The sequence below is a fragment of the Azospirillum sp. SYSU D00513 genome (assembly GCF_017356015.1).
GTDB lineage: Bacteria > Pseudomonadota > Alphaproteobacteria > Azospirillales > Azospirillaceae > Azospirillum.
The window spans coordinates 31,460-52,934 of record NZ_JAFIQV010000046.1 but is presented as its reverse complement, the minus strand read 5'-3'; the positions used below and the strand labels follow the sequence as shown (position 1 = coordinate 52,934).

At 67.0% G+C, this 21,475-nt stretch carries 22 protein-coding genes; 15 read left to right on the top strand and 7 right to left on the bottom strand.

The features are described from left to right. The 5 genes from JUB11_RS26450 to JUB11_RS26430 form a co-directional block, all read right to left on the bottom strand. On the bottom strand, positions 1-471 hold a 471-nt coding region (locus JUB11_RS26450), incomplete at its 3' end, for a transposase (protein ID WP_207461790.1). A gap of 189 nt (positions 472-660) precedes the next feature. Further along, positions 661-1,521, bottom strand: coding sequence for a hypothetical protein (locus JUB11_RS26445; protein WP_207461789.1), 861 nt, complete (start codon positions 1,519-1,521; stop codon positions 661-663). A gap of 3 nt (positions 1,522-1,524) precedes the next feature. After that, entirely contained in the window at positions 1,525-3,147 is a 1,623-nt protein-coding gene (locus JUB11_RS26440) for an AAA family ATPase (RefSeq protein WP_207461788.1), read from the bottom strand. A 208-nt stretch (positions 3,148-3,355) separates the two neighbouring features. Next, on the bottom strand, positions 3,356-3,535 hold the full coding sequence (locus JUB11_RS26435; protein WP_207461787.1) for a hypothetical protein: 180 nt from the start codon (positions 3,533-3,535) through the stop codon (positions 3,356-3,358). A gap of 138 nt (positions 3,536-3,673) precedes the next feature. Further along, complete coding sequence (locus JUB11_RS26430) at positions 3,674-7,399, bottom strand: vitamin B12-dependent ribonucleotide reductase (protein WP_207461786.1); 3,726 nt, start codon at positions 7,397-7,399, stop codon at positions 3,674-3,676. A gap of 598 nt (positions 7,400-7,997) precedes the next feature. Between JUB11_RS26430 and JUB11_RS26425 the strand changes: the two genes are divergently transcribed. Continuing rightward, positions 7,998-8,495 (top strand): PRC-barrel domain-containing protein, encoded by a 498-nt coding sequence (locus JUB11_RS26425; protein ID WP_207461785.1) that lies wholly within the window; start codon positions 7,998-8,000, stop codon positions 8,493-8,495. 43 nt (positions 8,496-8,538) lie between these two features. Here the strand turns inward: JUB11_RS26425 and JUB11_RS26420 are convergent, their stop codons facing one another. Beyond that, positions 8,539-8,859 carry a DUF1476 domain-containing protein gene (locus tag JUB11_RS26420; RefSeq protein ID WP_207461784.1) on the bottom strand — a complete coding sequence of 107 codons (321 nt, stop codon included), beginning with the start codon at positions 8,857-8,859 and terminating at the stop codon, positions 8,539-8,541. Between the two features lie 104 nt (positions 8,860-8,963). Here JUB11_RS26420 and JUB11_RS26415 point away from each other — a divergent pair, with 104 nt between their 5' ends. The 13 genes from JUB11_RS26415 (at position 8,964) to rarD (ending at position 19,128) form a co-directional block, all read left to right on the top strand. Beyond that, the gene (locus JUB11_RS26415) at positions 8,964-9,764 is read left to right on the top strand and encodes an NRDE family protein (RefSeq protein ID WP_207461783.1); all 801 of its coding nucleotides are present in this window, start codon (positions 8,964-8,966) and stop codon (positions 9,762-9,764) included. A 138-nt stretch (positions 9,765-9,902) separates the two neighbouring features. After that, the gene (purC, locus tag JUB11_RS26410) at positions 9,903-10,667 is read left to right on the top strand and encodes a phosphoribosylaminoimidazolesuccinocarboxamide synthase (RefSeq protein ID WP_207461782.1); all 765 of its coding nucleotides are present in this window, start codon (positions 9,903-9,905) and stop codon (positions 10,665-10,667) included. A 52-nt stretch (positions 10,668-10,719) separates the two neighbouring features. Next, a complete protein-coding gene (gene purS / locus JUB11_RS26405) occupies positions 10,720-10,962 on the top strand; it encodes a phosphoribosylformylglycinamidine synthase subunit PurS (protein ID WP_207461781.1) in 243 nt (80 codons plus the stop codon). 475 nt (positions 10,963-11,437) lie between these two features. Continuing rightward, complete coding sequence (locus JUB11_RS26400) at positions 11,438-12,061, top strand: DNA-3-methyladenine glycosylase 2 family protein (RefSeq protein WP_207461780.1); 624 nt, start codon at positions 11,438-11,440, stop codon at positions 12,059-12,061. After that, positions 12,058-12,759 carry an MOSC domain-containing protein gene (locus JUB11_RS26395; RefSeq protein ID WP_348771512.1) on the top strand — a complete coding sequence of 234 codons (702 nt, stop codon included), beginning with the start codon at positions 12,058-12,060 and terminating at the stop codon, positions 12,757-12,759. Before JUB11_RS26400 ends, JUB11_RS26395 begins: the two co-directional genes overlap by 4 nt. Before the next feature lie 141 nt (positions 12,760-12,900). Further along, positions 12,901-13,590, top strand: a complete 690-nt coding sequence (gene purQ, locus JUB11_RS26390; RefSeq protein ID WP_207461779.1) for a phosphoribosylformylglycinamidine synthase subunit PurQ — start codon at positions 12,901-12,903, stop codon at positions 13,588-13,590. Beyond that, on the top strand, positions 13,587-15,803 hold the full coding sequence (gene purL, locus JUB11_RS26385; RefSeq protein WP_348771511.1) for a phosphoribosylformylglycinamidine synthase subunit PurL: 2,217 nt from the start codon (positions 13,587-13,589) through the stop codon (positions 15,801-15,803). Before purQ ends, purL begins: the two co-directional genes overlap by 4 nt. 193 nt (positions 15,804-15,996) lie before the next feature. Then, positions 15,997-16,236 carry a BolA family transcriptional regulator gene (locus JUB11_RS26380; RefSeq protein ID WP_207461778.1) on the top strand — a complete coding sequence of 80 codons (240 nt, stop codon included), beginning with the start codon at positions 15,997-15,999 and terminating at the stop codon, positions 16,234-16,236. A gap of 81 nt (positions 16,237-16,317) precedes the next feature. Further along, positions 16,318-16,656: a Grx4 family monothiol glutaredoxin gene (gene grxD, locus JUB11_RS26375; protein ID WP_207461777.1), complete on the top strand. Its 339-nt coding sequence runs from the start codon at positions 16,318-16,320 to the stop codon at positions 16,654-16,656. 122 nt (positions 16,657-16,778) lie between these two features. Further along, positions 16,779-16,913 carry a hypothetical protein gene (locus JUB11_RS33310; protein ID WP_282189175.1) on the top strand — a complete coding sequence of 45 codons (135 nt, stop codon included), beginning with the start codon at positions 16,779-16,781 and terminating at the stop codon, positions 16,911-16,913. Between the two features lie 12 nt (positions 16,914-16,925). Then, on the top strand, positions 16,926-17,489 hold the full coding sequence (locus JUB11_RS26370) for a hypothetical protein (protein ID WP_207461776.1): 564 nt from the start codon (positions 16,926-16,928) through the stop codon (positions 17,487-17,489). Continuing rightward, complete coding sequence (locus tag JUB11_RS26365) at positions 17,486-18,064, top strand: hypothetical protein (RefSeq protein ID WP_207461775.1); 579 nt, start codon at positions 17,486-17,488, stop codon at positions 18,062-18,064. Before JUB11_RS26370 ends, JUB11_RS26365 begins: the two co-directional genes overlap by 4 nt. Positions 18,065-18,156: 92 nt before the next feature. Continuing rightward, positions 18,157-19,128: an EamA family transporter RarD gene (rarD, locus tag JUB11_RS26360; protein ID WP_207461774.1), complete on the top strand. Its 972-nt coding sequence runs from the start codon at positions 18,157-18,159 to the stop codon at positions 19,126-19,128. A gap of 247 nt (positions 19,129-19,375) precedes the next feature. On the opposite strand, the gene rpsD is transcribed toward rarD, so the two are convergent. Next, a complete protein-coding gene (gene rpsD / locus JUB11_RS26355; protein WP_207461773.1) occupies positions 19,376-19,990 on the bottom strand; it encodes a 30S ribosomal protein S4 in 615 nt (204 codons plus the stop codon). A gap of 184 nt (positions 19,991-20,174) precedes the next feature. On the opposite strand from rpsD, the gene JUB11_RS26350 reads away from it, so the two are divergent. Next, complete coding sequence (locus JUB11_RS26350; RefSeq protein ID WP_207461772.1) at positions 20,175-21,446, top strand: PQQ-dependent sugar dehydrogenase; 1,272 nt, start codon at positions 20,175-20,177, stop codon at positions 21,444-21,446. Positions 21,447-21,475 lie beyond the last annotated feature (29 nt).

Below are 21,475 nucleotides of genomic sequence, written 5' to 3'. Positions count from 1 at the left end.
CAGAGGCCGGTTCTGCCAGGCCACCACCTCCTCGATCACCGCATCCGTCACCGTCGAGATCAGGTCGGCCGACACCTCGATGCCGTAGAGCTCCCGCAGGTGTCCCGTGATCTCCCGCGTCGACATGCCCCGCGCATACATCGAGATAATCTTTTCGTCGAAGCCGGGGAAACGCCGCTGGTACTTGCCGATCAGCGCCGGATCGAACGTCCCCGCCCGGTCACGTGGCACGGACAGCTCCATTGATCCGCCATCGCCCAGCACCGTCTTGCGGCCATAGCCGTTGCGCCGGTTGCCGCTCTCGTCGCTGGCCAGGTGATGATCCAGCTCCGCGCGCAGGGCTCGTTCCGTCAGCGCTTTCTTCAGCTGGTCGAGCAACCCGTTCTGATCGAACGCCGTCTTGGCGTCCGCCCCGGCCAGCAGCTGGTCGAGGATCGCATCGGGGATAATTGGTTCTTTGCGTCGTGCCATCGGGGGCTCCTTCCGTTCTCAGCATACCCCCGCCGAGCACGAAATTCCGGATAGTCCCGGGGTACGAGAAGCGCGCCGTCAACTAACTCGCCATGATCACCACCGCGGCAGTCCTTATATTGCTCTGACGTTTGCCAACGCGCCCTAGCCGCGCCCGCCCCGTCCTTCGTCATATCAGAACGCATGTGTTTAGAGCTGCGGATCCGCAATTTGAGCGAACCCGCCGTTCACGAACCAGTCATCAGCCGCGAGCGCTTGGAAGAAAACATGCTGCCATGAATTAGGTTTGTCGTCATGGGAGTCCCGTTCCTCTTCGAGATAAGCCTTAACCGCCGCCGCGCCACCGGGATCATGGAGCCGCTGGAGCCGTCGCTTGAGGGAGACCAGATTAGCGTTCGCGTTGGTCCCGAAGCTGATACCTAGCCCGCAGGTGGTGAAATGGCGAGCAACCCGCTGTTGGTCGGTAAGGGGCCATGAGGTTGGCGCCGTTACTGAAAAGACGACGACGAGTGGCGCGCCATAGTCGAGCGTAGCCGTGATCCAGCGTTGGGTCAGAAGGTGAGCATCATAATAGGGATGGAAAGTCTGCTCGCCCGCCGTCGTTGGGAAGCGCGCCTTCTTAGTATCGTTACAGAAATGGCAGGCGGGGACAAGGTTAAGGGGCAGGACTGAAAGATCGGGATAGCGCGATTTCGGCAGATGGTGGTCTACATGAGCGACCGATCCGATGCTGCACAGAGGACAGAGTTTATTCGGTGCAGCGTTTTTAATCGCATCGTAAACGGCACGCGCGGCACCACGCGTGGCGCTCAGATGGTCCTCGTAGAGCGCGATTAACTCCGCCTTCGTGACGGAGCCCAGGTCGGTGCGCCGGACGATGAGGTTGAGGAGCGAGTTGGTAGCATGCGTGTCGTAGAGAGGTTCATTCGCCTCGATCGTGTTTTTGACCGCATTCAACCGGTTAACGAGATCATCAGAGGTGCTAATGGCGCCGATACACATGGCGAGCACGTCTGTGACCGCGAAGGCGGGCTTGCTGAGCGCATACATGGGTCAGACGTCCAGATCGTCGTCTGTGTCGACCTTGGGCGGCAGAAGGGTCAGTGTCCTGGCCAGCGCACGCGCCTCACCGCCAAGCTTCCCATCAAAATAGTCGACTACCGCGTCATACGTGCGGGTCTGCACGGCCTCGCTAATCATTCTGTAGAAACCGGTCTGCATGACCTCGAGGCCGAATACCTCGTGGGTCAGGATGCCTACATTTTCGCCGAAGGTCTCGTGTCGCGGCCGATCGGCGCGGCTCGATAGCCCTGACCGACTGAGGATCCATGCACAGGTTTTCGGCACCTCCTGCAGGACCACCGGCGAGTGAGTGGCGATGATAGCGACGCCGTTCCGATCGGTCAGCAATTCAGATAGCGCGCGGACGAACGCGGACAGAAGTGGCGGGTGGAGGTGACCCTCGGGCTCATCGATTAATACCAATGATTTCTCTTCAACTATTTCAACCAGCTTCGTGATGATCAACAACACGATGCTATGGCCTGAACTCAGATTGCGGAAAAGCCGCCAAGCCCGCTGCTCCCAGCCTTCTTGCTCGTCGTCCACGATTGCGGAGATTTCGGCTTCCTTGAAAAGGGGGTCCGCCTCAAGGAGTTCGAGCGCGTGCGCCCAGCGGTCCCGGCGCGCACCGATTCGGCAGGCGATGATCCCGTCCTTGAAGTCCTTGAAAAGGTCCGGCTGAGCCTTGATGGTTAGCGGCGCAGCATCGTCGCTGTTTTCGCGGTCCTCGGCGGATTCCCGGATCAGACCGACATAGGCGTAGCGGACCTCGAGCCCGGCCGGATTAGTGACAAGCGGCCCATATTTGTCGAACGGGCTGAACGACACCGTGACCAGTCCTGCAAAGCCGTGGCTGCGACCCGGGAGCGAGGTCGAGATCCCAAGTGGGCTGAGTGTGCCGGGCGAACCTCCCCGTGGCGCCTCGCGGCCAAGAAAGGCGCGGCCGAGAAGGTCGAAACAACGCGATTTTCCAACGCCATTGCGACCGATAACGACATGGATGTTGCTCGGGGGATGAGAGGCGGGCCTAACGCGAAACGTGATGGTGGGCGGCTCATCTGCGGCGCGTGGGTCGACTGGGAACTTAAAACAAAATGAAAAACCAGTAAGCGCTGCGTCGCCGCGGGCGAGACGGTGAAACCGGTTCCGCACACGGTCGCTATCGATGTCACGGAGCAGCGATCGCCCGAGCACCGCTTCCCCAGCATGACGATCAAGCAATGTCAGATCGCGCGCGCAATCCTGCAGAGCCCCCAGGAACCAATCGCGATACTGCGGGCCCAGGATATTAAGTGTCTCGTAATAGTTCTCCGACTGGCCTATAGAGAACCAATTTTCATTGAGTGCAGGAAATGTCGGAGGCAATGGCGTCCTTCCGCCCGTCATGCCCACATGAGCAATCTTGACTTGTCCAATGTCCGTCCGTGTGCCATCTGCCGCGACAACAATCGCATAAAATTGCGTGACCCAAACATACCAGTCGTTCCAGTCATCTTTGACAAGGAGCACCTCATTGCCGTTACTTGAGGCTCCTGCGCTGTCGACTACTCTAAACACTGTATCTTCCTTTTCGATCTCGGCTTCCCACCGAGTGCGTGGCGTGCGCTTCGGCATACTAGATCAACCGGCCGGCGAGCGCCAAGCGAAGACTATGATCGTGTAGACTATTTCGTCCATATCCGCGTTCATTCCTCGTTGGCGTAGCAAAGAGGATTCAGTCATGCGAAAGGGCGAGCGCTGTGAGTGTGTCTGGATCGTGTCCCGAGGCATGGTGTAGGATCCGGGGCGCTCATCTGGTCTCCGGCAGGTCTGGCCGGGACGTTCACGCGGCCGTAGCGGGCAATGTGAGGGCGAGATCATCACGTAGCGGGGCGATGGTTTCCAGGGTCATGTAGCGCGCCCGCTGCAGTTGTTCGCTATCCAGCAAAAGCGGAACGTGCGCGACACTGCCGAATCCGAGTTCGGTCAGTCTCTTCGAGTCGGGTCGAAACACCACCGCCATGTCCACCTCAAGCGCTACCCCTATCGATGAAGGTAGGGAACGCCGGCATACAGATCAATTGGGCACGACAAAAAATAAGGGGATAGCTTTCGCTACCCCCTAGTTTGTACCGCCAATTTAGTCAGTCACGTCGGCATACTAACTGCACCCCGTGGTCGAACCGCAGGTGTCGCACTTCAGGCAGGTGCCGTTGCGGACGAGCGTCATGTTGCCGCACTCACCGCACTGGTCGCCCTCGTAGCCGCGGGCGCGGGCTTCGCGGATGCGGTCGAAGCGGTTGTCGCTGGTCGATCCGCCGTAGGCGGTGCTGGTCACCGCACCGACGGTGGCCTGGCCGCCGGCCTGGGCGACCGCGGTGGCGACGGCGGTGGCCGAGGTGGTCACGGTGCCGGCCGAGGCCGGAACCGGCGCGCCGTCGGTGCCGGTGGCGGCGAGCGCCACGGCGGCGGCGGCGGTGCGCTGGGTCTGGCCGCCCTCCAGGACGCGCAGGTTGTTGCGGACATAGCCGGTCGAGGCGATCTTGCGGACGATGTCGGCCGGGTTGACCTTGTCCTCCGGCAGGTCGCCCTGCTTGTCGCCGCTGCCGACCGTGAAGGGCAGCAGGTCTTCCGGCGTGGCGTGGCCCAGGTCGGTGCGGCCCAGGTAGGAGATCGCGACCTCGCGGAAGATGTAGTCGATGACCGAGGTCGCCATCTTGATGGTGTCGTTGCCCGACACCATGCCGGCCGGCTCGAAGCGGGTGAAGGTGAAGGCCTCCACGAACTCCTCCAGCGGCACGCCGTACTGAAGGCCGATGGACACGGCGATGGCGAAGTTGTTCATCAGCGACCGGAAGGCGGCGCCCTCCTTGTGCATGTCGATGAAGATCTCGCCGATGCGGCCGTCCTCATACTCGCCGGTGCGCAGGTACACCTTGTGGCCGCCGACCATGGCCTTCTGCGTGTAGCCCTTGCGGCGGTGCGGCAGGCGCTCGCGGGCCGCCTGCTTGCGCTCGACGATCTTCTCGATGACCTTCTCGACCACGCGCTCGGTGACGATCTGGGTGCGGGTGGCGTTGGCGGCCTCGGCGATCGCCTCGACCGTCTCGCCCTCCTCCTCGTCGTCCAGCAGCTGCGCCTGGAGCGGCTGGCTGAGCTTGGAGCCGTCGCGGTACAGCGCGTTGGCCTTCAGCCCCAGGCGCCAGGACATCAGGTAGGCGTCCTTGCACTCCTCCACCGTCGCCGAGTTCGGCATGTTGATGGTCTTGGAGATGGCGCCGGAGATGAAGGGCTGCGAGGCGGCCATCATCGTGATGTGGCTGGCCCAGGACAGGAAGCGCTTGCCGATGCGGCCGCAGGGGTTGGCGCAGTCGAAGACCGGCAGATGCTCGTCCTTCAGGTGCGGGGCACCCTCCAGCGTCATGGCGCCGCAGCAGAAGGTGTTCGCCGCCTCGATGTCGGCCTTGGTGAAGCCGAGATGCGTCAGCAGGTCGAAGCCCGGCGCGTCCATCGCGGCGGCCGGAATGCCCAGCGTGTTGATGCAGAAGTCGGCACCCAGCGTCCACTTGTTGAAAGCGAACTTGATGTCGAAAGCCGTGCGCAGGCCGCCCTCGATCTTCGCCAGCAGCTCGTCGGTCAGGCCCTTGGCCTTCAGCGTCTCGTGGTTGACGCCCGGCGCGCCCTTCAGCGTGCCGTGGCCGACCGCGTACAGCTCGATGTCCTTGATCTGCGCGTCGTCGTAGCCGAGCGTCTTCAGCGCGGCCGGCACCAGCCGGTTCACGATCTTGAAGTAGCCGCCGCCGGCCAGCTTCTTGAACTTCACCAGCGCGAAGTCCGGCTCGATGCCCGTGGTGTCGCAGTCCATGACGAGGCCGATGGTGCCGGTCGGTGCCACCACCGTGGCCTGGGCGTTGCGGAAGCCGTTCTGCTCGCCCAGCGTCAGCGCCTCGTCCCACACGCGGCGGGCCGCGGCGGCCAGCTCGGCGTCCGGGCAGGCCTCGGCGTCGAAGGGCACCGGCGCCACGGCCAGCCCCTCATAACCGTCCGTCTCGCCGTAGGCGGCGCGGCGGTGGTTGCGGATCACGCGCAGCATCGAGTCGCGGTTCTGCTCGAAGGCCGGGAAGGTGCCCAGCTCCTCGGCCATCTCGGCCGAGGTGGCGTAGGCGGTGCCGGTCATGACGGCGGAGATGGCGGCGCAGATCGCGCGGCCCTCGTCCGAGTCGTAGGGCAGGCCGGACGCCATCAGCAGGCCGCCGAGGTTGGCGAAGCCCAGGCCCAGCGTGCGGAATTCATAGGAAAGCTGGGCGATTTCCTTCGACGGGAACTGCGCCATCAGCACGGACACTTCCAGCACCACCGTCCACAGGCGGCAGGCGTGCTCGAAGGCCTCGACGTCGAAGGAGCCGTCCTTCAGGCGGAAGGTCATCAGGTTCAGCGACGCCAGGTTGCAGGCCGTGTCGTCGAGGAACATGTACTCCGAGCAGGGGTTCGAGGCGTTGATGCGCCCCGAGGCCGGGCAGGTGTGCCAATCGTTGATGGTCGTGTCGAACTGCACGCCGGGGTCGGCGCAGGCCCAGGCGGCGTAGCCGATCTTGTCCCACAGGTCGCGGGCGCGCAGCGTCTTGTGAACCTTGCCGTCGGTCCGGCGCATCAGGTTCCAGTCGGCGTCGTCCAGCACGGCCTTGACGAACTCGTCGGAGATGCGGACCGAGTTGTTGGAGTTCTGGCCGGCCACCGTCAGGTAGGCCTCCGAATCCCAATCGGTGTCGTAGGTCTGGAATTCGATGGAGGTGAAGCCCTGCGCGGCGAACTGGATCACGCGCTGGATGTAGTTCTCCGGCACCTGCGCCTTGCGGGCGGCGATGACGGCCTTCTTCAGCTCCTTGTTCTCCTTCGGGTCCTGGCCGGCCTGGGCGGCGGTCATCACCGCGGTCATGTGCTCGCGCACGATGCGGGAGCCGGTGACGAGTGCCGCGACCTTCTGCTCCTCCACGACCTTCCAGTCGATGTAGGCCTCGATGTCCGGGTGGTCCATGTCCACCGACACCATCTTGGCGGCGCGGCGGGTCGTGCCGCCCGACTTGATGGCGCCGGCGGCGCGGTCGCCGATCTTCAGGAAGCTCATCAGCCCAGACGACTTGCCGCCGCCGGCCAGACGCTCACCCTCGCCGCGCAGCTTGGAGAAGTTGGAGCCGGTGCCCGAGCCGTACTTGAACAGGCGCGCCTCGCGGACCCACAGGTCCATGATGCCGCCCTCGTTCACCAGGTCGTCGGCGACGGACTGGATGAAGCAGGCGTGCGGCTGCGGGTGCTCGTAGGCCGAGGCCGAGGAGGTCAGCAGGCCGGTCTTGAAATCGACGTAGTAATGGCCCTGGCTCGGGCCGTCGATGCCGTAGGCCCAGTGCAGGCCGGTGTTGAACCACTGCGGGCTGTTGGGGGCGGCCATCTGGGCGGCCAGCATGTAGCGCATCTCGTCGAAGAAGACGCGGGCGTCCTGTTCCGAATCGAAATAGCCGCCCTTCCAGCCCCAATAGGTCCAGGTGCCAGCCAGACGGTCGAAGACCTGCTTGGCCGAGGTCTCGCCGCCCGTGCGCTTCTCCTTCGGCAGGGTGGCCAGCGCCGCCTCGTCGGCGGTCTTGCGCCACAGCCAGGAGGGAACGGTGTTCTCCTCGACCGGCTTCAGCGCGGCGGGGACGCCGGCGCGGCGGAAATACTTCTGCGCCAGGATGTCGCTCGCGACCTGGCTGAAGCCTTCCGGAACCTCGATGCCCGTCTGCGAGAAGACGACGGAACCATCGGGATTCCGGATCTCGCTGGTCGTCTGGCGGAAGCCGAGACCGGCGTAGGCATCCTGGCCTTCGTTCGTGAAGCGACGCTCGAACCGCATGGTAATCCGCTCTCCCTTGTTCCTTGGTCCCGCCAACACGGCGACGGGCCGCCGTCCGGCCTCCGGCCGGAGACAAACCCTATATCTGGTGGTCTCGTCGCGTCCGACTCGGCGGTCAGCCACAAACCGTCGCGCTCAAGTTCCAAACACAAGATATAGCGGGCTCGCCCCACCAGCAACGCCATAAAAAGGGGTTTGTTCTGGTGGCCGTCAAAAAAAGGACTTGCCCGGAGTTGCCCACAGGGGCTTGGGGACAGGCGGTTGGAAGCCCTGGAATCCCTCGCTTCAAGGATGTTACCCACAGGCTTATCCCTGATTCGAATCGCTAGATTTCGTGGTTTCCGTGCGAAACACCAACCATATGCACCCCGGACTCTACCCGTTCGGCTAGGAGCGACACAAGAGATAGGGGGTGGGCAGTCCAAATGGCCTGGACTCCCGCCGGAGACCTCCGCCAGCCCTACCATATCTGGGGTTCCGGACCGGCCGGAATCCTGGCAGTCCATCCTTGTCACGGTCCCGGACCCGTGACGTTCCGGCGCGCCTTCGGTTGGGGGGAAGCCGGTCCGCAGGGGCCGGAGAGACAGGAGGAAACGCCATGCGCAGGACGATCATGGCCGCTCTTTCGATGCTGGCGCTCGCCTATGGCGGCGCCGGCGCACTGGCCCAGACGGCCGGAGGCCAGACAGCCCAGGCGCAGGCCGCGACCGTGCAGGACGTGCAAGTCCGCGGCATCGACTGGACCCCGCTCACCGCGGCCAGCGGCGGGCTGTCCAGCGTGGACCGGCTGATGGGCCGCACCGTCTACGGCAGCGACGGCCGGACGGTCGGCAAGGTGACCGACGTGCTTCTGGACGGCGACGGGCAGGCGCGCCAGCTCGTGGTGCGCAGCGGGGGCTTCCTCGGGCTGGGCAGCAGCGACCGGGCCATCGACGTCGGGCTGGCGCAGACCCGGCTGGACGAGAACGGCATCCGGCTGCGCGACCTCACCCGCGACCAGGTGATGGCGATGCCGCCCATCGACTATGACGACGGCATGACCTCCCTGAACCGCAGCCCGCGCAGCCACGACCGGGCGACCGGCGCCGCGGAGTGAGCCGCGGGCCGCCCGTTGCCACCAGTGCCGCCGTTGCCGGCGCCTACTCCGCCATCACCTGGCGGCGCGCCTCGGCTGAGATCCGGCTCAGCTCCTTCGCCATCTGCCGCTCGGTCAGCCCGACGCCGCGCTCGTGCAGGTCGCGGCTCAGCCGCTCCATCACGTCGTGCGGGCCCGCCGTGCCGACGTCGGCCTCGACGAGGTCGCGGGCGTAGGACTCGGCCTCCGCCCCGCGCTTGCCGAGCAGCCCGGCCGCCCACAGGCCGGCCAGCCGGTCGCGGCGCACGCGCACCCGGAACATCAAATCCTGGTCGTGGCTGAACTGGTTCTCGAAGGCTTGTTCACGTTCATCGAACAGGGTCATGGGATGGCCTCCAATCTGGATTGGCTTATTCCCCCGCCTTACCTCTCTAATATAGTTGCGGCGTGACCCGCCGTCATCGTCCCCAACGGAGAGCCTTCCACCCCATGTGCAGCGTCATCCTCCTGCGGACCCCCGGCGCCGCCTGGCCCCTGGTGCTGGCCGGGAACCGCGACGAAATGGCCGACCGGCCCTGGAAGGCGCCGGGCCGCCACTGGCCGGACCGGCCCAACGTGGTGGCCGGGCTGGACGAGCTGGCCGGCGGCTCCTGGATGGGGCTGAACGACGAGGGCATGCTGGCCGTGGCCCTCAACCGCATGGGCACGCTGGGGCCTGAGACCGGCAAGCGCTCGCGCGGCGAGCTGGTGCTGGACGCGCTCGACCATGCCGACGCGGCCGACGCGGCCATGGCGCTGTCGCACCTGGACACGCGGGCCTACCGCCCCTTCCATCTGGTGCTGGCGGACAACCGCGACGCCTTCCTGCTGGTGCATCGTGGTGAAGGCGGGGGCGGCGAGGGCGGGCGCAACCGGCCCGAGGTCATACCCATCGGGGAGGGCGTCCACATGCTGACCGCGGCGGAACTGAACGACACGGAGGATCCCCGCATCGGCTTCTATCTGCCCCTCTTCCGCGGGTCCGTGGCACCCACCGTCGAGGCCGCGGGTGCGGACTCCTTCGGCTGGGGCGGCTGGCCGGAGCTGCTGGGCAGCCGCATCTGGGACGACCGGCATCCGGAGCGGGGCGAACGGAGTGCGATGAGCTTCCGCCTGCCGACGGGCTTCGGGACGGTCAGCAGCTCGCTCGTCGCCCTGCCCGCCATCGGGCGGCCGGAGCTGAAGCCCATCTGGCACTTCGCGGGCGGCCCGCCGCACGCGACGCCCTTCGAACCGGTGGCGCTGCGCTGACACCCGGCCGGCTGCCCAGGACCGGCTGCCCAGGACCGGCTGCATTGTGTTCCTTGGGCCGTCTTGCTATATCAGTCGGGACTATATCCGGACCGGCAAATATCTTGGCGGATCCACAGGCTGTTGGACGAATTTCGCATGACACGACGCCGGCGCATCTATGAAGGCAAGGCGAAGGTTCTCTTCGAGGGGCCGGAGCCGGGCACGCTCGTCCAGTATTTCAAGGACGACGCGAGCGCCTTCAACAACAAGAAGAAGGGCGTCATCACCGGCAAGGGGGTGCTGAACAACCGCATCTCCGAATATCTGATGAGCCGGCTCGGCGAGATCGGCGTCCCGACGCATTTCGTGCGCCGCCTGAACATGCGCGAACAGCTCGTCCGCGAGGTCGAGATCATCCCGATCTCCCTCGTCGTGCGCAACGTCGCCGCCGGTTCCCTGTCGCGGCGCTTCGGCATCCCCGAGGGCACGCCGCTGCCGCGCTCGATCATCGAATACTATTACAAATCCGACGATCTCGGCGACCCGATGGTCTCGGAAGAGCACATCACCGCCTTCGGCTGGGCCGCCCCGCAGGACCTGGACGACATGGTCGCCCTGTCCCTGCGCATCAACGACTATCTGTCGGGCCTCTTCCTCGGCACCGGGCTGAAGCTTGTGGACTTCAAGCTGGAGTTCGGCCGCCTCTGGGAGAACGAGGAGATGCGCATCGTCCTGGCCGACGAGATCAGCCCCGACAACTGCCGCCTGTGGGACATCAAGACCAACGAGAAGCTGGACAAGGACCGCTTCCGCGAGGATCTGGGCAAGGTCGAGGAGGCCTACCAGGAGGTCGCCCGCCGGCTCGGCATCCTGCCGGAGGGCGGCCCCAACGACCTCATGGCTCCCAAGACGATGCAGTAAGCGGCATCCAACCACCCTTTCAGTCAAGACAACACGAAGCGGACATACCCCGATGAAGGCCAAGGTTCACGTCACCCTCAAGCGCGGCGTTCTGGATCCCCAGGGCAAGGCCATCGCCCACGCCCTGCACACGTTGGGCTTCAATGGCGTCGAGGACGTCCGCGCCGGCAAGTTCATCGAGGTCGAGCTGAAGAGCACCGACGAAGCCAGCGCCCGCAAGGAGCTGGACGCCATGTGCACCAAGCTGCTCGCCAACACCGTCATCGAGGACTACTCGATCGAGCTGGTGGCCTGAAGGCCCTTCCCTTCGGGGACGGTTCTGAATGGGGGATGCGCGAAGCCCGCGCGTCCCCCATTTTGTTTTGGGCACGGTTGTTCCGCGGCATGTTGCGTCAAGCCATTGATGACACTCGTTGTGGCCGTCATCCCCGCGAAAGTGCATAGGCGCTAACTTTGAGGTCTGAGCGACTGAAGCAAGCTCCCAACCACTCCTCCACCGTCATCCCCGCGGACGCGGGGATCCAGGGTTTCCAACGGGTTCGCTCTGGAAGGGACTGGATTCCCGCTTTCGCGGGAATCACGAAGAGGGAGGTTGCAGGCTTCGGCAAGACGGGCCGATGTGCAAAAGTTAGCGCCCATGCGCGAAAGCGGGGATCCAGAAGTCCGCAGAACGAACGCTGTGGAGGAGTCCTGGACCCCCGCTTTCGCGGGGGTGACGGCTAAGTGGTTGGTATTCCTGAAAAGAAACACCCCTCACCCCCGCAGCCCCCATGACTCCCCAGCAGCTCGCCGCCATCGATCCCATCTTCGCCGAGGCCCTGCGGGTCGGCGGGCCGGAGCTGCGCGACTTCTCGCGGCCGGACGGCTTTCCGGGGCTGCTGCGCGTCGTGATGGAGCAGCAGCTCGCCACGGTCGTGGCGGTGGCGCTCTGGAACAAGCTCGTCGCCCGGCTCGACACGGTGACGCCGGAGGGGTTCCTGACGCTCGGCGACGAGGAGCTGCGCTCGCTGGGCTTCTCCCGGCAGAAGATCGGCTACGCGCGCGGGCTGGCCGAGGCTGTGGCCGGCGGGCGGCTCGACCTCGACGCCATCCACGCGATGGAGGACGAAGCGGCCATCGCCGCCCTGGTCCAACTCAAGGGAATCGGGCGCTGGAGTGCGGAGATCTACCTGATGACGGCACTCGGCCGGCCGGACATCTGGCCGGTCGGCGACCTCGCCATCCAGCTCGGGGTGCAGCGGCTGAAGGGCTGGGCCGAGAAGCCGAGCCAGGCGGAGCTGGAGGCCGTGGCCGAGCCCTGGCGCCCCCACCGCAGCCTTGCCGCCCAACTCGTCTGGCACCACTATGTCGCGCTGCAAGAGCAAGCCAGGGCGAAGAGGAAGAAGCGGCCGTGAGCGACGAAATGGCAAGCGAAACCGAGATCATCGCCCTGATGGTGGGCAAGGCCTCCCCCTTCGGCCCGCCGGGCCGCCGCAGCGCCATCGCCAAGGCGCCGGTGGACGGCCCGCTGGAGGTCGGCCCCGAAGGCTTCCTCATCGACGAGCAGGCCGACCGCAAGAACCACGGCGGACCGGAGAAGGCGGTCCACCACTACCCACTCGACCATCACGCCGCATGGCGTGCAGAACTGGGTACGGAGGCGCCCCACCTCGGCAGGCCCGGCGCCTTCGGCGAGAACATCGCCACCCTCGGCCTGACCGAGGCCGACGTCTGCATCGGCGACGTCTTCCGCGCGGGCTCCGCCCTGCTCCAGGTGGCGCAGGGCCGCCAGCCCTGCTGGAAGCTGAACCACCGCTTCGCCGTTCCGGACATGGCCAGGCGCGTCCAGACCAGCGGCCGCACGGGATGGTACTACCGCGTGCTGGAGCCCGGCCGCATCGCCCCCGGCGACCGTCTGGCCCTGACCGCCCGCCCCCACCCGGACTGGACGCTCGCCCGCATCCTACACGTCCTCTACCACGACACCATGAACCGCACGGCGCTGGCCGAGATGGCCGGGCTTCCGGCGCTGGCGGAAGGCTGGCGCAGCCTCGCCCGACGCCGGCTGGAGCGGGGTGCCGTGGAGGACTGGAGCGCCCGGCTGGGCGGATAGGGCCGTTCCCACCCTCCGCAGCCCCTTTTCGCATGGCTGGGCGCGGGGCCGCGCGCCCGCACACCCTTGCTTTGGCGGCATTGCGCCTTTAGTGTCCGGCTCGAATCTTCCCTGCCACCGACGCCGGACGCATCGAGCCCAATGAAGGCTGCCGTCATCGTATTTCCCGGCTCCAACCGCGAACGCGACGCCGTCGCGGCGCTGGAGGCCGCCAGCGGGACCAAGCCGCATCTGGTTTGGCACCGTGACACCGAACTGCCCAAGGTCGATCTGATCCTCGTCCCGGGCGGCTTTTCCTATGGCGATTACCTGCGCTCCGGCGCCATGGCGGCGCATTCGCCGATCATGCGCGAGGTGAAGGCGCGCGCCGACCAGGGCGTGCGGGTGCTCGGCATCTGCAACGGCTTCCAGATCATCACGGAAGCCGGGCTGCTGCCCGGCGCCCTGATGCGCAACGCCGCGCTGAAGTTCGTCTGCCGCACCGTGCATCTGCGCGTCGAGAACACCGACAGCGCCTTCACGGCGAAGTACCGCAAGGGGCAGATCGTCCGCTACCCGGTGGCGCACGGCGACGGCAACTACTGGACCGACACCGAGACCGTGAAGCGGCTCGACGGCGAGGGCCACGTGGCCTTCCGCTACGTCGACGGCGACGGCAAGGACGATCCCTTGTGGAACCCCAACGGGTCGGTCGGCAACATCGCCGGCATCTTCAACGCGACGAGGACCGTCCTCGGCCTCATGCCGCACCCGGAGGACGCCGTGGAGAGCCTGCACGGCAACACCGACGGCAAGCCCATGTTCGAAGGCCTTGTGGAGGCCCTGTCGTGAGCCAGAACCAGCCCGAAGTCACACTGGAACTCGCCCGCGAGCACGGCATGACGGAGGCCGAGTACAATCTCGCCCTCGAGCTGCTGGGCCGCACCCCGACCTTCACCGAACTCGGCATCATCTCGGTGATGTGGTCGGAGCACTGCTCCTACAAGTCGTCCAAGCACTGGCTAATGCAGCTGCCGACCACCGGCCCGCAGGTCATCTGCGGCCCCGGCGAGAACGCCGGCGTGGTCGATTTCGGTGACGGCGACGCCATCATCTTCAAGATGGAGAGCCACAACCACCCGTCCTACATCGAACCCTACCAGGGCGCGGCGACGGGCGTGGGCGGCATCCTGCGCGACGTGTTCACCATGGGCGCCCGGCCCATCGCCAACATGAACGCGCTGCGCTTCGGCTCGCCCGACCATCCCAAGACCCGCCACCTGGTGTCGGGCGTGGTCGCCGGCATCGGCGGCTACGGCAACTGCGTCGGCGTGCCGACGGTCGGCGGCGAGACGAACTTCCACCGCGCCTACAACGGCAACATCCTGGTCAACGCGATGACCGTGGGTGTGGCCAAGACCGACCGGATCTTCTATTCGGCGGCGGCCGGCGTCGGCAACCCGGTGGTCTATGTCGGCTCCAAGACGGGCCGCGACGGCATCCATGGCGCCACCATGGCGTCGGCCGAGTTCACCGAGGATTCGGAGGAGAAGCGCCCGACCGTGCAGGTCGGCGACCCCTTCACCGAGAAGCTGCTGATCGAGGCCTGCCTGGAGCTGATGGCGACCGACGCCATCGTCGCCATCCAGGACATGGGTGCGGCCGGCCTGACCTCCTCGTCGGTCGAGATGGCCGGCAAGGGCGGCCTCGGCATGGAGATGGTGCTCGACGACGTGCCGATGCGCGAGGAGGGCATGACTCCCTACGAGATCATGCTGTCCGAGAGCCAGGAGCGCATGCTGATCATCCTGAAGCCCGGCCGGGAGGAGGTGGCGCGCGCCATCTTCGACAAGTGGGAGCTGGACTTCGCCGTGATCGGCCACCTGACCGACACCGGCCGCCTCGTGATCAAGATGCACGGCCAGACCTGGTGCGACATGCCGATCGCCCCGGTCTCCAACGCAGCGCCCATGTACCAGCGCCCGTGGGAGCCGACCCCGGCCCAGCCGGAGCTGGAGGACGACGTCCGCCTGCTGCCGGCCAGCGGCACGCTCGGCGACATCCTCGAAAAGCTCGTCTCCTGCCCCGACCAGGCCTCCAAGCGCTGGATCTGGGAGCAGTATGACAGCCTCGTCGGCGGCGACACCCGCTTCATGTCGGGCCAGGCCGACGCCGCCGTGGTGCGGCTGCCCGGCCAGAAGAAGGCCGTCGCCATCACCACCGACGTGTCCCCGCGCTACTGCCTCGCCGACCCGGTGCGCGGCGGTGCCCAGGCCGTGGCCGAGGCCTACCGCAACCTGTCGGCCGTGGGCGCGCTGCCGCTCGCCATCACCGACAACATGAACTTCGGCAACCCGGAAAAGCCGCGGATCATGGGCCAGTTCGTCGGGGCCATCCAGGGCATGTCGGACGCCTGCCGGGCGCTCGACTTCCCGGTCGTGTCGGGCAACGTCTCGCTCTACAACGAGACCAACGGCGAGGCCATCCTGCCGACCCCGGCCATCGGCGCGGTGGGCAGCCTGCCGGACGCCATGCTGGCCGTGGGCATCGCCTTCCGCAACGAGGGCGACACGATCCTGCTGGTCGGCGAGCCGGGCCGCCATCTCGGCCAGTCGCTCTACCTGCGCGAGATCCTCGGCCGCGAGGAGGGTCCGCCTCCGCCGGTGGACCTCGCCGTGGAGCGCCGCAACGGCGAGTTCGTGCGCGGCGTCATCCGCGACGGGCTGGTCGCCTCCAGCCACGACATCGCCGACGGCGGCCTGCTGATCACGGTGGCCGAGATGGCGATGGCCGGCGGCATCGGCGCCAACCTCGCCGGTCTCGACAAGGCCGACGCCGGCGAGCTGTTCGGCGAGGACCAGGGCCGCTACGTCCTGGCCGTCCGGCCGGAGCACGCCACGGCGGTGCAGGAGCGGGCCAAGGCGGCCGGCGTCCCCGTCTCCGTCATCGGCAAGACCAACGGAACGGCGTTGAGCGCCCGCGGGCCGGAGATCATCTCCATCGAGCGGCTGCGCAAGGCCAACGAGGCCTGGCTGCCGGGCTACATGACGGCCGAGGCCAAGTGACCGCCGGTCACCGGATGGCGCGTTAGGGACGAAGGGCCGGGCGGAGGGTTTCGCCCGGCCCTTCTTCTTTGCGCGCAAGGCTGTGTCGCGGGAAACCGCCCGCGCTTCCCCGATGACAAACGCCGCCGGGCCGCCTAATTATGGTGGCAACGCCCGCGAAGGGCTTGGGCCAAGACGGAATGGGGTGACGAGCATGGCGATGGATGCCAGCGAGATCGAACGGATGATCAAGGAAGGGCTTCCCGGCGCGGAGGTGACCATCCAGGACCTCCGCGGCGACGGCGACCATTACGCCGCCACCGTCGTCTCCGCCGCCTTCAAGGGCAAGTCGCGCGTGCAGCAGCACCAGATGGTCTACGCCGCCCTTCAGGGCAAGATGGGCGGACAGCTCCACGCCCTGATGCTGACCACCACCGTTCCGGACAACGCGTAATCCCGCGTGACCCCTCGCGTGCTTCCGCACTGCAAACCACCCGAGTGCCTGTGCACTCCATGACCGAGGCTTGAGAGAACCATGGACCAGACCGTCGTCGATCAGATCAAGCAGGACATCGATAACAACGACGTCGTGCTCTACATGAAGGGTTCGCCCGTGTTCCCGCAGTGCGGCTTCTCCGCCGCCGTCGTCGGCGTGCTGAGCCACGTCGGCGTGAAGTTCAAGGGCGTGGACATCCTCCAGGATGCCGGCCTGCGCCAGGGCCTGAAGGAATATTCGAACTGGCCGACCTTCCCGCAGCTCTACGTGAAGGGCGAACTGGTCGGCGGCTGCGACATCGTCCGCGAGATGTACGAGACGGGCGAGCTGGAAACGCTCCTGAAGGAAAAGGGTATCGCGACCGGCGCCACCGCCTGATCCGCGTCTCTATCGCCTTCCTGGAAAGGGCTCCGCTTCGGCGGGGCCTTTTTCGTTTCCGGAACCTCCCGCGCACACACCCTGTTGCCTTGACAACTCAATCGCAACCAAGGGGTGGCGTGATGGCAAGTGACAACGGCCCGCGCAAGATGGGCGTGTATGAGGGAGCCGGCACGCAGCGCTCCCAGTCGAAGACCGTTCTGGCGGTGGTGGCGGCGATCGTCGTGCTGCTGATCGTCCTCACCTGGATCGTGTGAGGAGGACGGACCATGCGCAAGACCATCGTGGCGCTCTATGACAGCGCCGCCCAGGCCGAGGCCGCCCGCCAGAGCCTTCTCGCCGCCGGCTTCGACGAAACCGACCTCGACCTGCACAGCGACGGCGGCTTCGGCGGCTCCATGGACGGCCATGGCGCGGTCGTGGCGACCATGATCGGCTGGGGCATGCCGGAGGCGGAAGCGCACCAGTACGCCGAGGGGCTGCGCCGCGGCGGCACGCTGCTGACCGCCTCGCTCGCCTCCGACGAGGCGGTGAGCCGGGCGACCGGCATTCTGGAGCCGACCGGCCGCGTCGACCTGTCCGAGCGCTCCGCCCAGTGGCGCAACGACACCATGACCGACACCAGCACGGGCAGCGGCCTCGCCGGCGCCGCCGCCTCCATGCGCGACGCCAACGCCGCACCGCATGTCGACCAGACCCAATCCGCGCAGAACCAGTCCGCGCCCTTCCCGGCCACGCGCACGGAAAAGGCCGGGGCGCCGATGGAGGGTCCGCTGGCCGAGGACATCGACCGGGCCGACCGCGGCACGCTGGACCGGGGGCGCCTGCCATGAGCTGGCGCCTGACGCTGCTGGGTGGCTCGCTGCTCGGTGCGGCCATGCTGTCCAGCCTGCCCGCCCTGGCGCAGTCGCGCGCCGAGGCCTGCATGAACGAGACGGAACGCTTCTCCGCCACGCTGCTGAAGCCGGAGACCGAGTCGCAGCAGCAACTCGCCGGCGGCAAGCAAGGCGCCCGTCTGGAGGGCGAGGAGAAGGACCGGCTGCGCCGCCTGCTCGACGAGGCCCGCGCCGCCGCCCGGGACGGTGACGGCGACCGTTGCGTGCAGAATTTGCGCGAAGCCCGCGCCGCCGCGCGTGAGGGCGGCATCGGCGGCGGCGGGTCCGGGGCCGGCGGCGCCGGGAACCAGTCCGGCAGTTCGACCGTCGGCACGCCCGGCCGGGCGCCCTCCACCCCCGGCCTTGGCCCCGGCTCCACCTCGCCGGGCAGCACGGGCGTCGGCGGCTCGACCGGGGGCGGCAGCGGGATCACCGGCGGAACGGGGCTCGGCGGCGGGTCCACCGGCTCCGGCTCCCTCGGAGGCGGCTCCATGGGCGGTGGCGCTTCGGGCGGGTCCGGCGGCGGCATGTGATTGGGCATGCCGCCGGGGCATGTTCCGGATGCAGGACGGGCATGAGGGACGGCGGGCGTACGCGGATTCGATCCGCGTGTTAAACGGATCGAATGACGACCACGCCCGCCCCCGCCCCTGCCCCTGCCTCTGCGCCGGACACGGCCCCGACGGCCGCTCAGGCCCAAGCCCGCTCCGTCCGGACGGGCTTCCTGGCCTCCTTCGTCGCCTTCGTGATCTGGGGCCTCATCGCCCCGGTCTATTTCAAATCGCTCCACGGCGTCGGGCCGCTGGAGATCGTCGCGCACCGGGTGGTCTGGACCGTGCTGCTGGTGGGTGCGGTGGTGGTCGTCCGCCCCGGCCTGGCCGGCTTCGTGCGCAGCATCGGCACCTGGCGGCGGCTGGGGCTGCTGGCCGTGACCACGGCCCTGATCTCCACGAACTGGAGCATCTTCATCTGGGCCACGGTCAACAACCAGATGGTCCAGGCAAGCCTCGGCTACTACATCAACCCGCTGGTGAACGTGCTTCTGGGCGTGGCCTTCCTGAAGGAGAGCCTGTCCTGGCGCCAGTCCGGCGCGGTGCTGATCGCGGCGCTGGGCGTGATGAGCCTGGTCGTGCAGCAGGACGTCGTACCCTGGGTGGCGCTGACGCTCGCCGTCACCTTCGGCATCTACGGGCTTCTGCGCAAGAAGGTGACCATCGATCCCCTGCCCGGCATGCTGGTGGAGACCGGCCTTCTGCTGCCGCTCGCGCTCGGCTATCTGCTGTGGCTTGGCCCGGACGGGTCCTTCGCGATGCACGGCATCGGCCACGACCTGATGCTCTTCCTGTCCGGCCCGGTGACCGCCGTGCCGCTGCTGCTGTTCGTGGTCGGCGCCAAGCGGCTGAGGCTCGCCACCATCGGCCTCCTCCAATACATGGTCCCGACCGGCCAGCTCATGCTGGGCGTCCTGGTCTATGGCGAGACCTTCACCCAGGCCCACGCCATCGCCTTCGGCTGCATCTGGGTGGCGCTGGCCCTCTACTCCGCCGACGCGCTGACCACCCGCCGCGCCGAACGCGCGAAGCTGGAGCGGGCGTGAGGGGGCTGGCAACAGCAGGCACAACATTTCTTCTTTGGAAAACAGCCACTTAGTCGTCACCCCCGCGAAAGCGGGGGTCCAGGACTCTTCCAAAGCGTTCGGTACGCGTACTTCTGGATCCCCGCTTTCGCGGGGATGACGTTCTGAACGAGGGCAGTGCCCGGTATTCGAAGGAGTCCACTGCCCAAATAAAAAAAGCCACGCTCCGGGGAGCGCGGCTTTTTCGTTCCGGCTGTCGCCGAACCGGTTAGCGCGAGTAGAACTCGATGACCAGGTTCGGTTCCATCTGGACCGGGTACGGGACGTCGGCCAGCAGGGGAGCGCGGACGAAGCGGCCCTTCAGGGCGCCGCCGTCGACTTCCAGGTAGTCGGGGATGTCGCGCTCACCCGAGGCGGCGGCCTCGAGGATGAGGGCCATCTGCTTGGACTTGGCGCGCACCTCGACGGTGTCGCCGTCCTTGACCTGCGCCGAAGCGATGTTCAGGCGGCGGCCGTTGACCAGGATGTGGCCGTGGTTGATGATCTGGCGCGCGGCGAACGGGGTCGGCGCGAACTTCATGCGGTAGACCACGGCGTCCAGACGGCGCTCCAGCAGGCCGATCAGGTTCTCGCCGGTGTCGCCCTTGCGGCGGACGGCCTCGGCGTAGATGCGGCGGAACTGCTTCTCGCCGATGTTGCCGTAGTAGCCCTTCAGCTTCTGCTTGGCCATCAGCTGCAGGCCGTAGTCGGACGGCTTCTTGCGGCGCTGACCATGCTGGCCGGGGCCATACTCGCGCTTGTTGACCGGGCTCTTGGCACGGCCCCAGAGGTTTACGCCGAGGCGGCGGTCGATCTTGTACTTGGACTCTTGACGCTTGCTCATTCGATCCTCGATGCCATGTCGAGTTGATATTGTCCCGGTAGTTCCACGGCGCGAAACCTTGCCGTGGACGGTGCGTTAAAACCAACGCACGCACGCATTCCCAGGAGTTGGAGCGGCGCACTATAAGGATCCGCGAGCCCATGTCAAACGAACTATGCCCCGTTCCGGCGGAAACCGTCGATTCATGACGGCCCGCAGCCTTCTCGTCGTCATCGCCCTTTTCGCCGCAACGACCACCGTTCCCGCCTTGGCGCAAGAGGCGGGACAGACGGTCGGAGACAAGATCCACATCCGCGTGGATGAGCTGCCCGCCCCCGTCCCGGCGGAGCCGCCGGACAACACGCCGACCGGCACCGCGCGCCCGGCGGTCCCCCTGCGCGTGCCCGACGGCTTCGCGGCCACGCCCTTCCGCGACGGGGTGGAGAACGCCCGCAACCTGCTGGTCCTGCCGGACGGCGACGTGCTGGTCGCCCAGCCGAACCCCGGCACGCTGACCCTGCTGCGCGACGCCGACGGCGACGGGTCGGCGGAGGTCATGGAGACATGGGCCAGCGGCTTCGAGAAGCCCTTCGGCCTCGCCTTCGCGATGGGCGGGGTCTATGTGGGCGACGTGCAGGGGGTGTGGCGCCTGCCCTGGCGCACCGGTGGCACCAGTGCTGCCGGCCCGCGCGAACGCATCGTGCCGGGCGAAGCCTTCGGCCCCAAGGGGGGCCACCACACCCGCACCCTCGCCTTCTCCCGCGACGGCAAGCGGCTCTTCGTCGGGATCGGCTCGGTCAAGGATCTGGCGGAGGAGCCGCCGCCGCGCGCCACGATCCAGGAATTCGCCGCCGACGGCTCCGGCCAGAAGACCTTCGCCGACGGCCTGCGCAACCCCGTGACCATGGCCGTCCGGCCGGACACCGACGATCTCTACGCCGTGGTCAACGAGCGCAACCAGCTGGGCGACGAGCTGGTGCCCGACTTCTTCACCAGGGTACAGCCCGGCGGCTTCTACGGCTGGCCCTACGCCTATCTCGGCCCCAGGGAACAGCCGGAATTCGCCGGCAAGCGGCCGGACCTCGTGGCGAAGACCCTGACGCCGGACGTGCTGTTCCAGGCCCATTCGGCGCCCATCGGCATGGCCTTCGCCGACCGCACCAACTTCCCGCAACGCTACAAAGACGGCGCCTTCGTGACCCTGCACGGCTCCGCCAGCCGGTCGGAGCCGGTGGGGTTCAGCGTCGTCTTCGTGCCCTTCAAGGGCGGCAAGCCCGAGGGCGGCCACGAGGTCTTCGCCGCCGGCTTCCTGGTCGGCACCAAGGAAGGCGGCAAGCCGGTCGTCTGGGGCCGCCCCTCCGGCCTCGCCGTCGCCAAGGACGGCAGCCTGCTGGTCGCCGACACCATGGGCTCGGTCTGGCGGATCGCCTACACGGGGAAGACGGGCAAGGGAAAGACGGCCAAGGCCGCGAAGTGAAGCAAGAGCCTCCAGGCGCCCTGGAGGCC

Excerpts from the sequence above, each read along its gene's own strand:
- JUB11_RS26400 (WP_207461780.1), top strand. The coding sequence starts at position 11,438 with ATGACTCCCCAGCAGCTCGCCGCCATCGATCCCATCTTCGCCGAGGCC.
- JUB11_RS26365 (WP_207461775.1), top strand. The coding sequence starts at position 17,486 with ATGAGCTGGCGCCTGACGCTGCTGGGTGGCTCGCTGCTCGGTGCGGCC.
- purS (WP_207461781.1), top strand. The coding sequence starts at position 10,720 with ATGAAGGCCAAGGTTCACGTCACCCTCAAGCGCGGCGTTCTGGATCCC.
- JUB11_RS33310 (WP_282189175.1), top strand. The coding sequence starts at position 16,779 with ATGGCAAGTGACAACGGCCCGCGCAAGATGGGCGTGTATGAGGGAGCC.
- JUB11_RS26440 (WP_207461788.1), bottom strand. The coding sequence starts at position 3,147 with ATGCCGAAGCGCACGCCACGCACTCGGTGGGAAGCCGAGATCGAAAAG.
- JUB11_RS26370 (WP_207461776.1), top strand. The coding sequence starts at position 16,926 with ATGCGCAAGACCATCGTGGCGCTCTATGACAGCGCCGCCCAGGCCGAG.
- JUB11_RS26435 (WP_207461787.1), bottom strand. The coding sequence starts at position 3,535 with ATGGCGGTGGTGTTTCGACCCGACTCGAAGAGACTGACCGAACTCGGA.
- JUB11_RS26425 (WP_207461785.1), top strand. The coding sequence starts at position 7,998 with ATGCGCAGGACGATCATGGCCGCTCTTTCGATGCTGGCGCTCGCCTAT.
- JUB11_RS26445 (WP_207461789.1), bottom strand. The coding sequence starts at position 1,521 with ATGTATGCGCTCAGCAAGCCCGCCTTCGCGGTCACAGACGTGCTCGCC.
- JUB11_RS26415 (WP_207461783.1), top strand. The coding sequence starts at position 8,964 with ATGTGCAGCGTCATCCTCCTGCGGACCCCCGGCGCCGCCTGGCCCCTG.
- JUB11_RS26430 (WP_207461786.1), bottom strand. The coding sequence starts at position 7,399 with ATGCGGTTCGAGCGTCGCTTCACGAACGAAGGCCAGGATGCCTACGCC.
- grxD (WP_207461777.1), top strand. The coding sequence starts at position 16,318 with ATGGACCAGACCGTCGTCGATCAGATCAAGCAGGACATCGATAACAAC.
- purQ (WP_207461779.1), top strand. The coding sequence starts at position 12,901 with ATGAAGGCTGCCGTCATCGTATTTCCCGGCTCCAACCGCGAACGCGAC.
- JUB11_RS26350 (WP_207461772.1), top strand. The coding sequence starts at position 20,175 with ATGACGGCCCGCAGCCTTCTCGTCGTCATCGCCCTTTTCGCCGCAACG.
- JUB11_RS26380 (WP_207461778.1), top strand. The coding sequence starts at position 15,997 with ATGGCGATGGATGCCAGCGAGATCGAACGGATGATCAAGGAAGGGCTT.
- purC (WP_207461782.1), top strand. The coding sequence starts at position 9,903 with ATGACACGACGCCGGCGCATCTATGAAGGCAAGGCGAAGGTTCTCTTC.
- JUB11_RS26420 (WP_207461784.1), bottom strand. The coding sequence starts at position 8,859 with ATGACCCTGTTCGATGAACGTGAACAAGCCTTCGAGAACCAGTTCAGC.
- rarD (WP_207461774.1), top strand. The coding sequence starts at position 18,157 with ATGACGACCACGCCCGCCCCCGCCCCTGCCCCTGCCTCTGCGCCGGAC.
- rpsD (WP_207461773.1), bottom strand. The coding sequence starts at position 19,990 with ATGAGCAAGCGTCAAGAGTCCAAGTACAAGATCGACCGCCGCCTCGGC.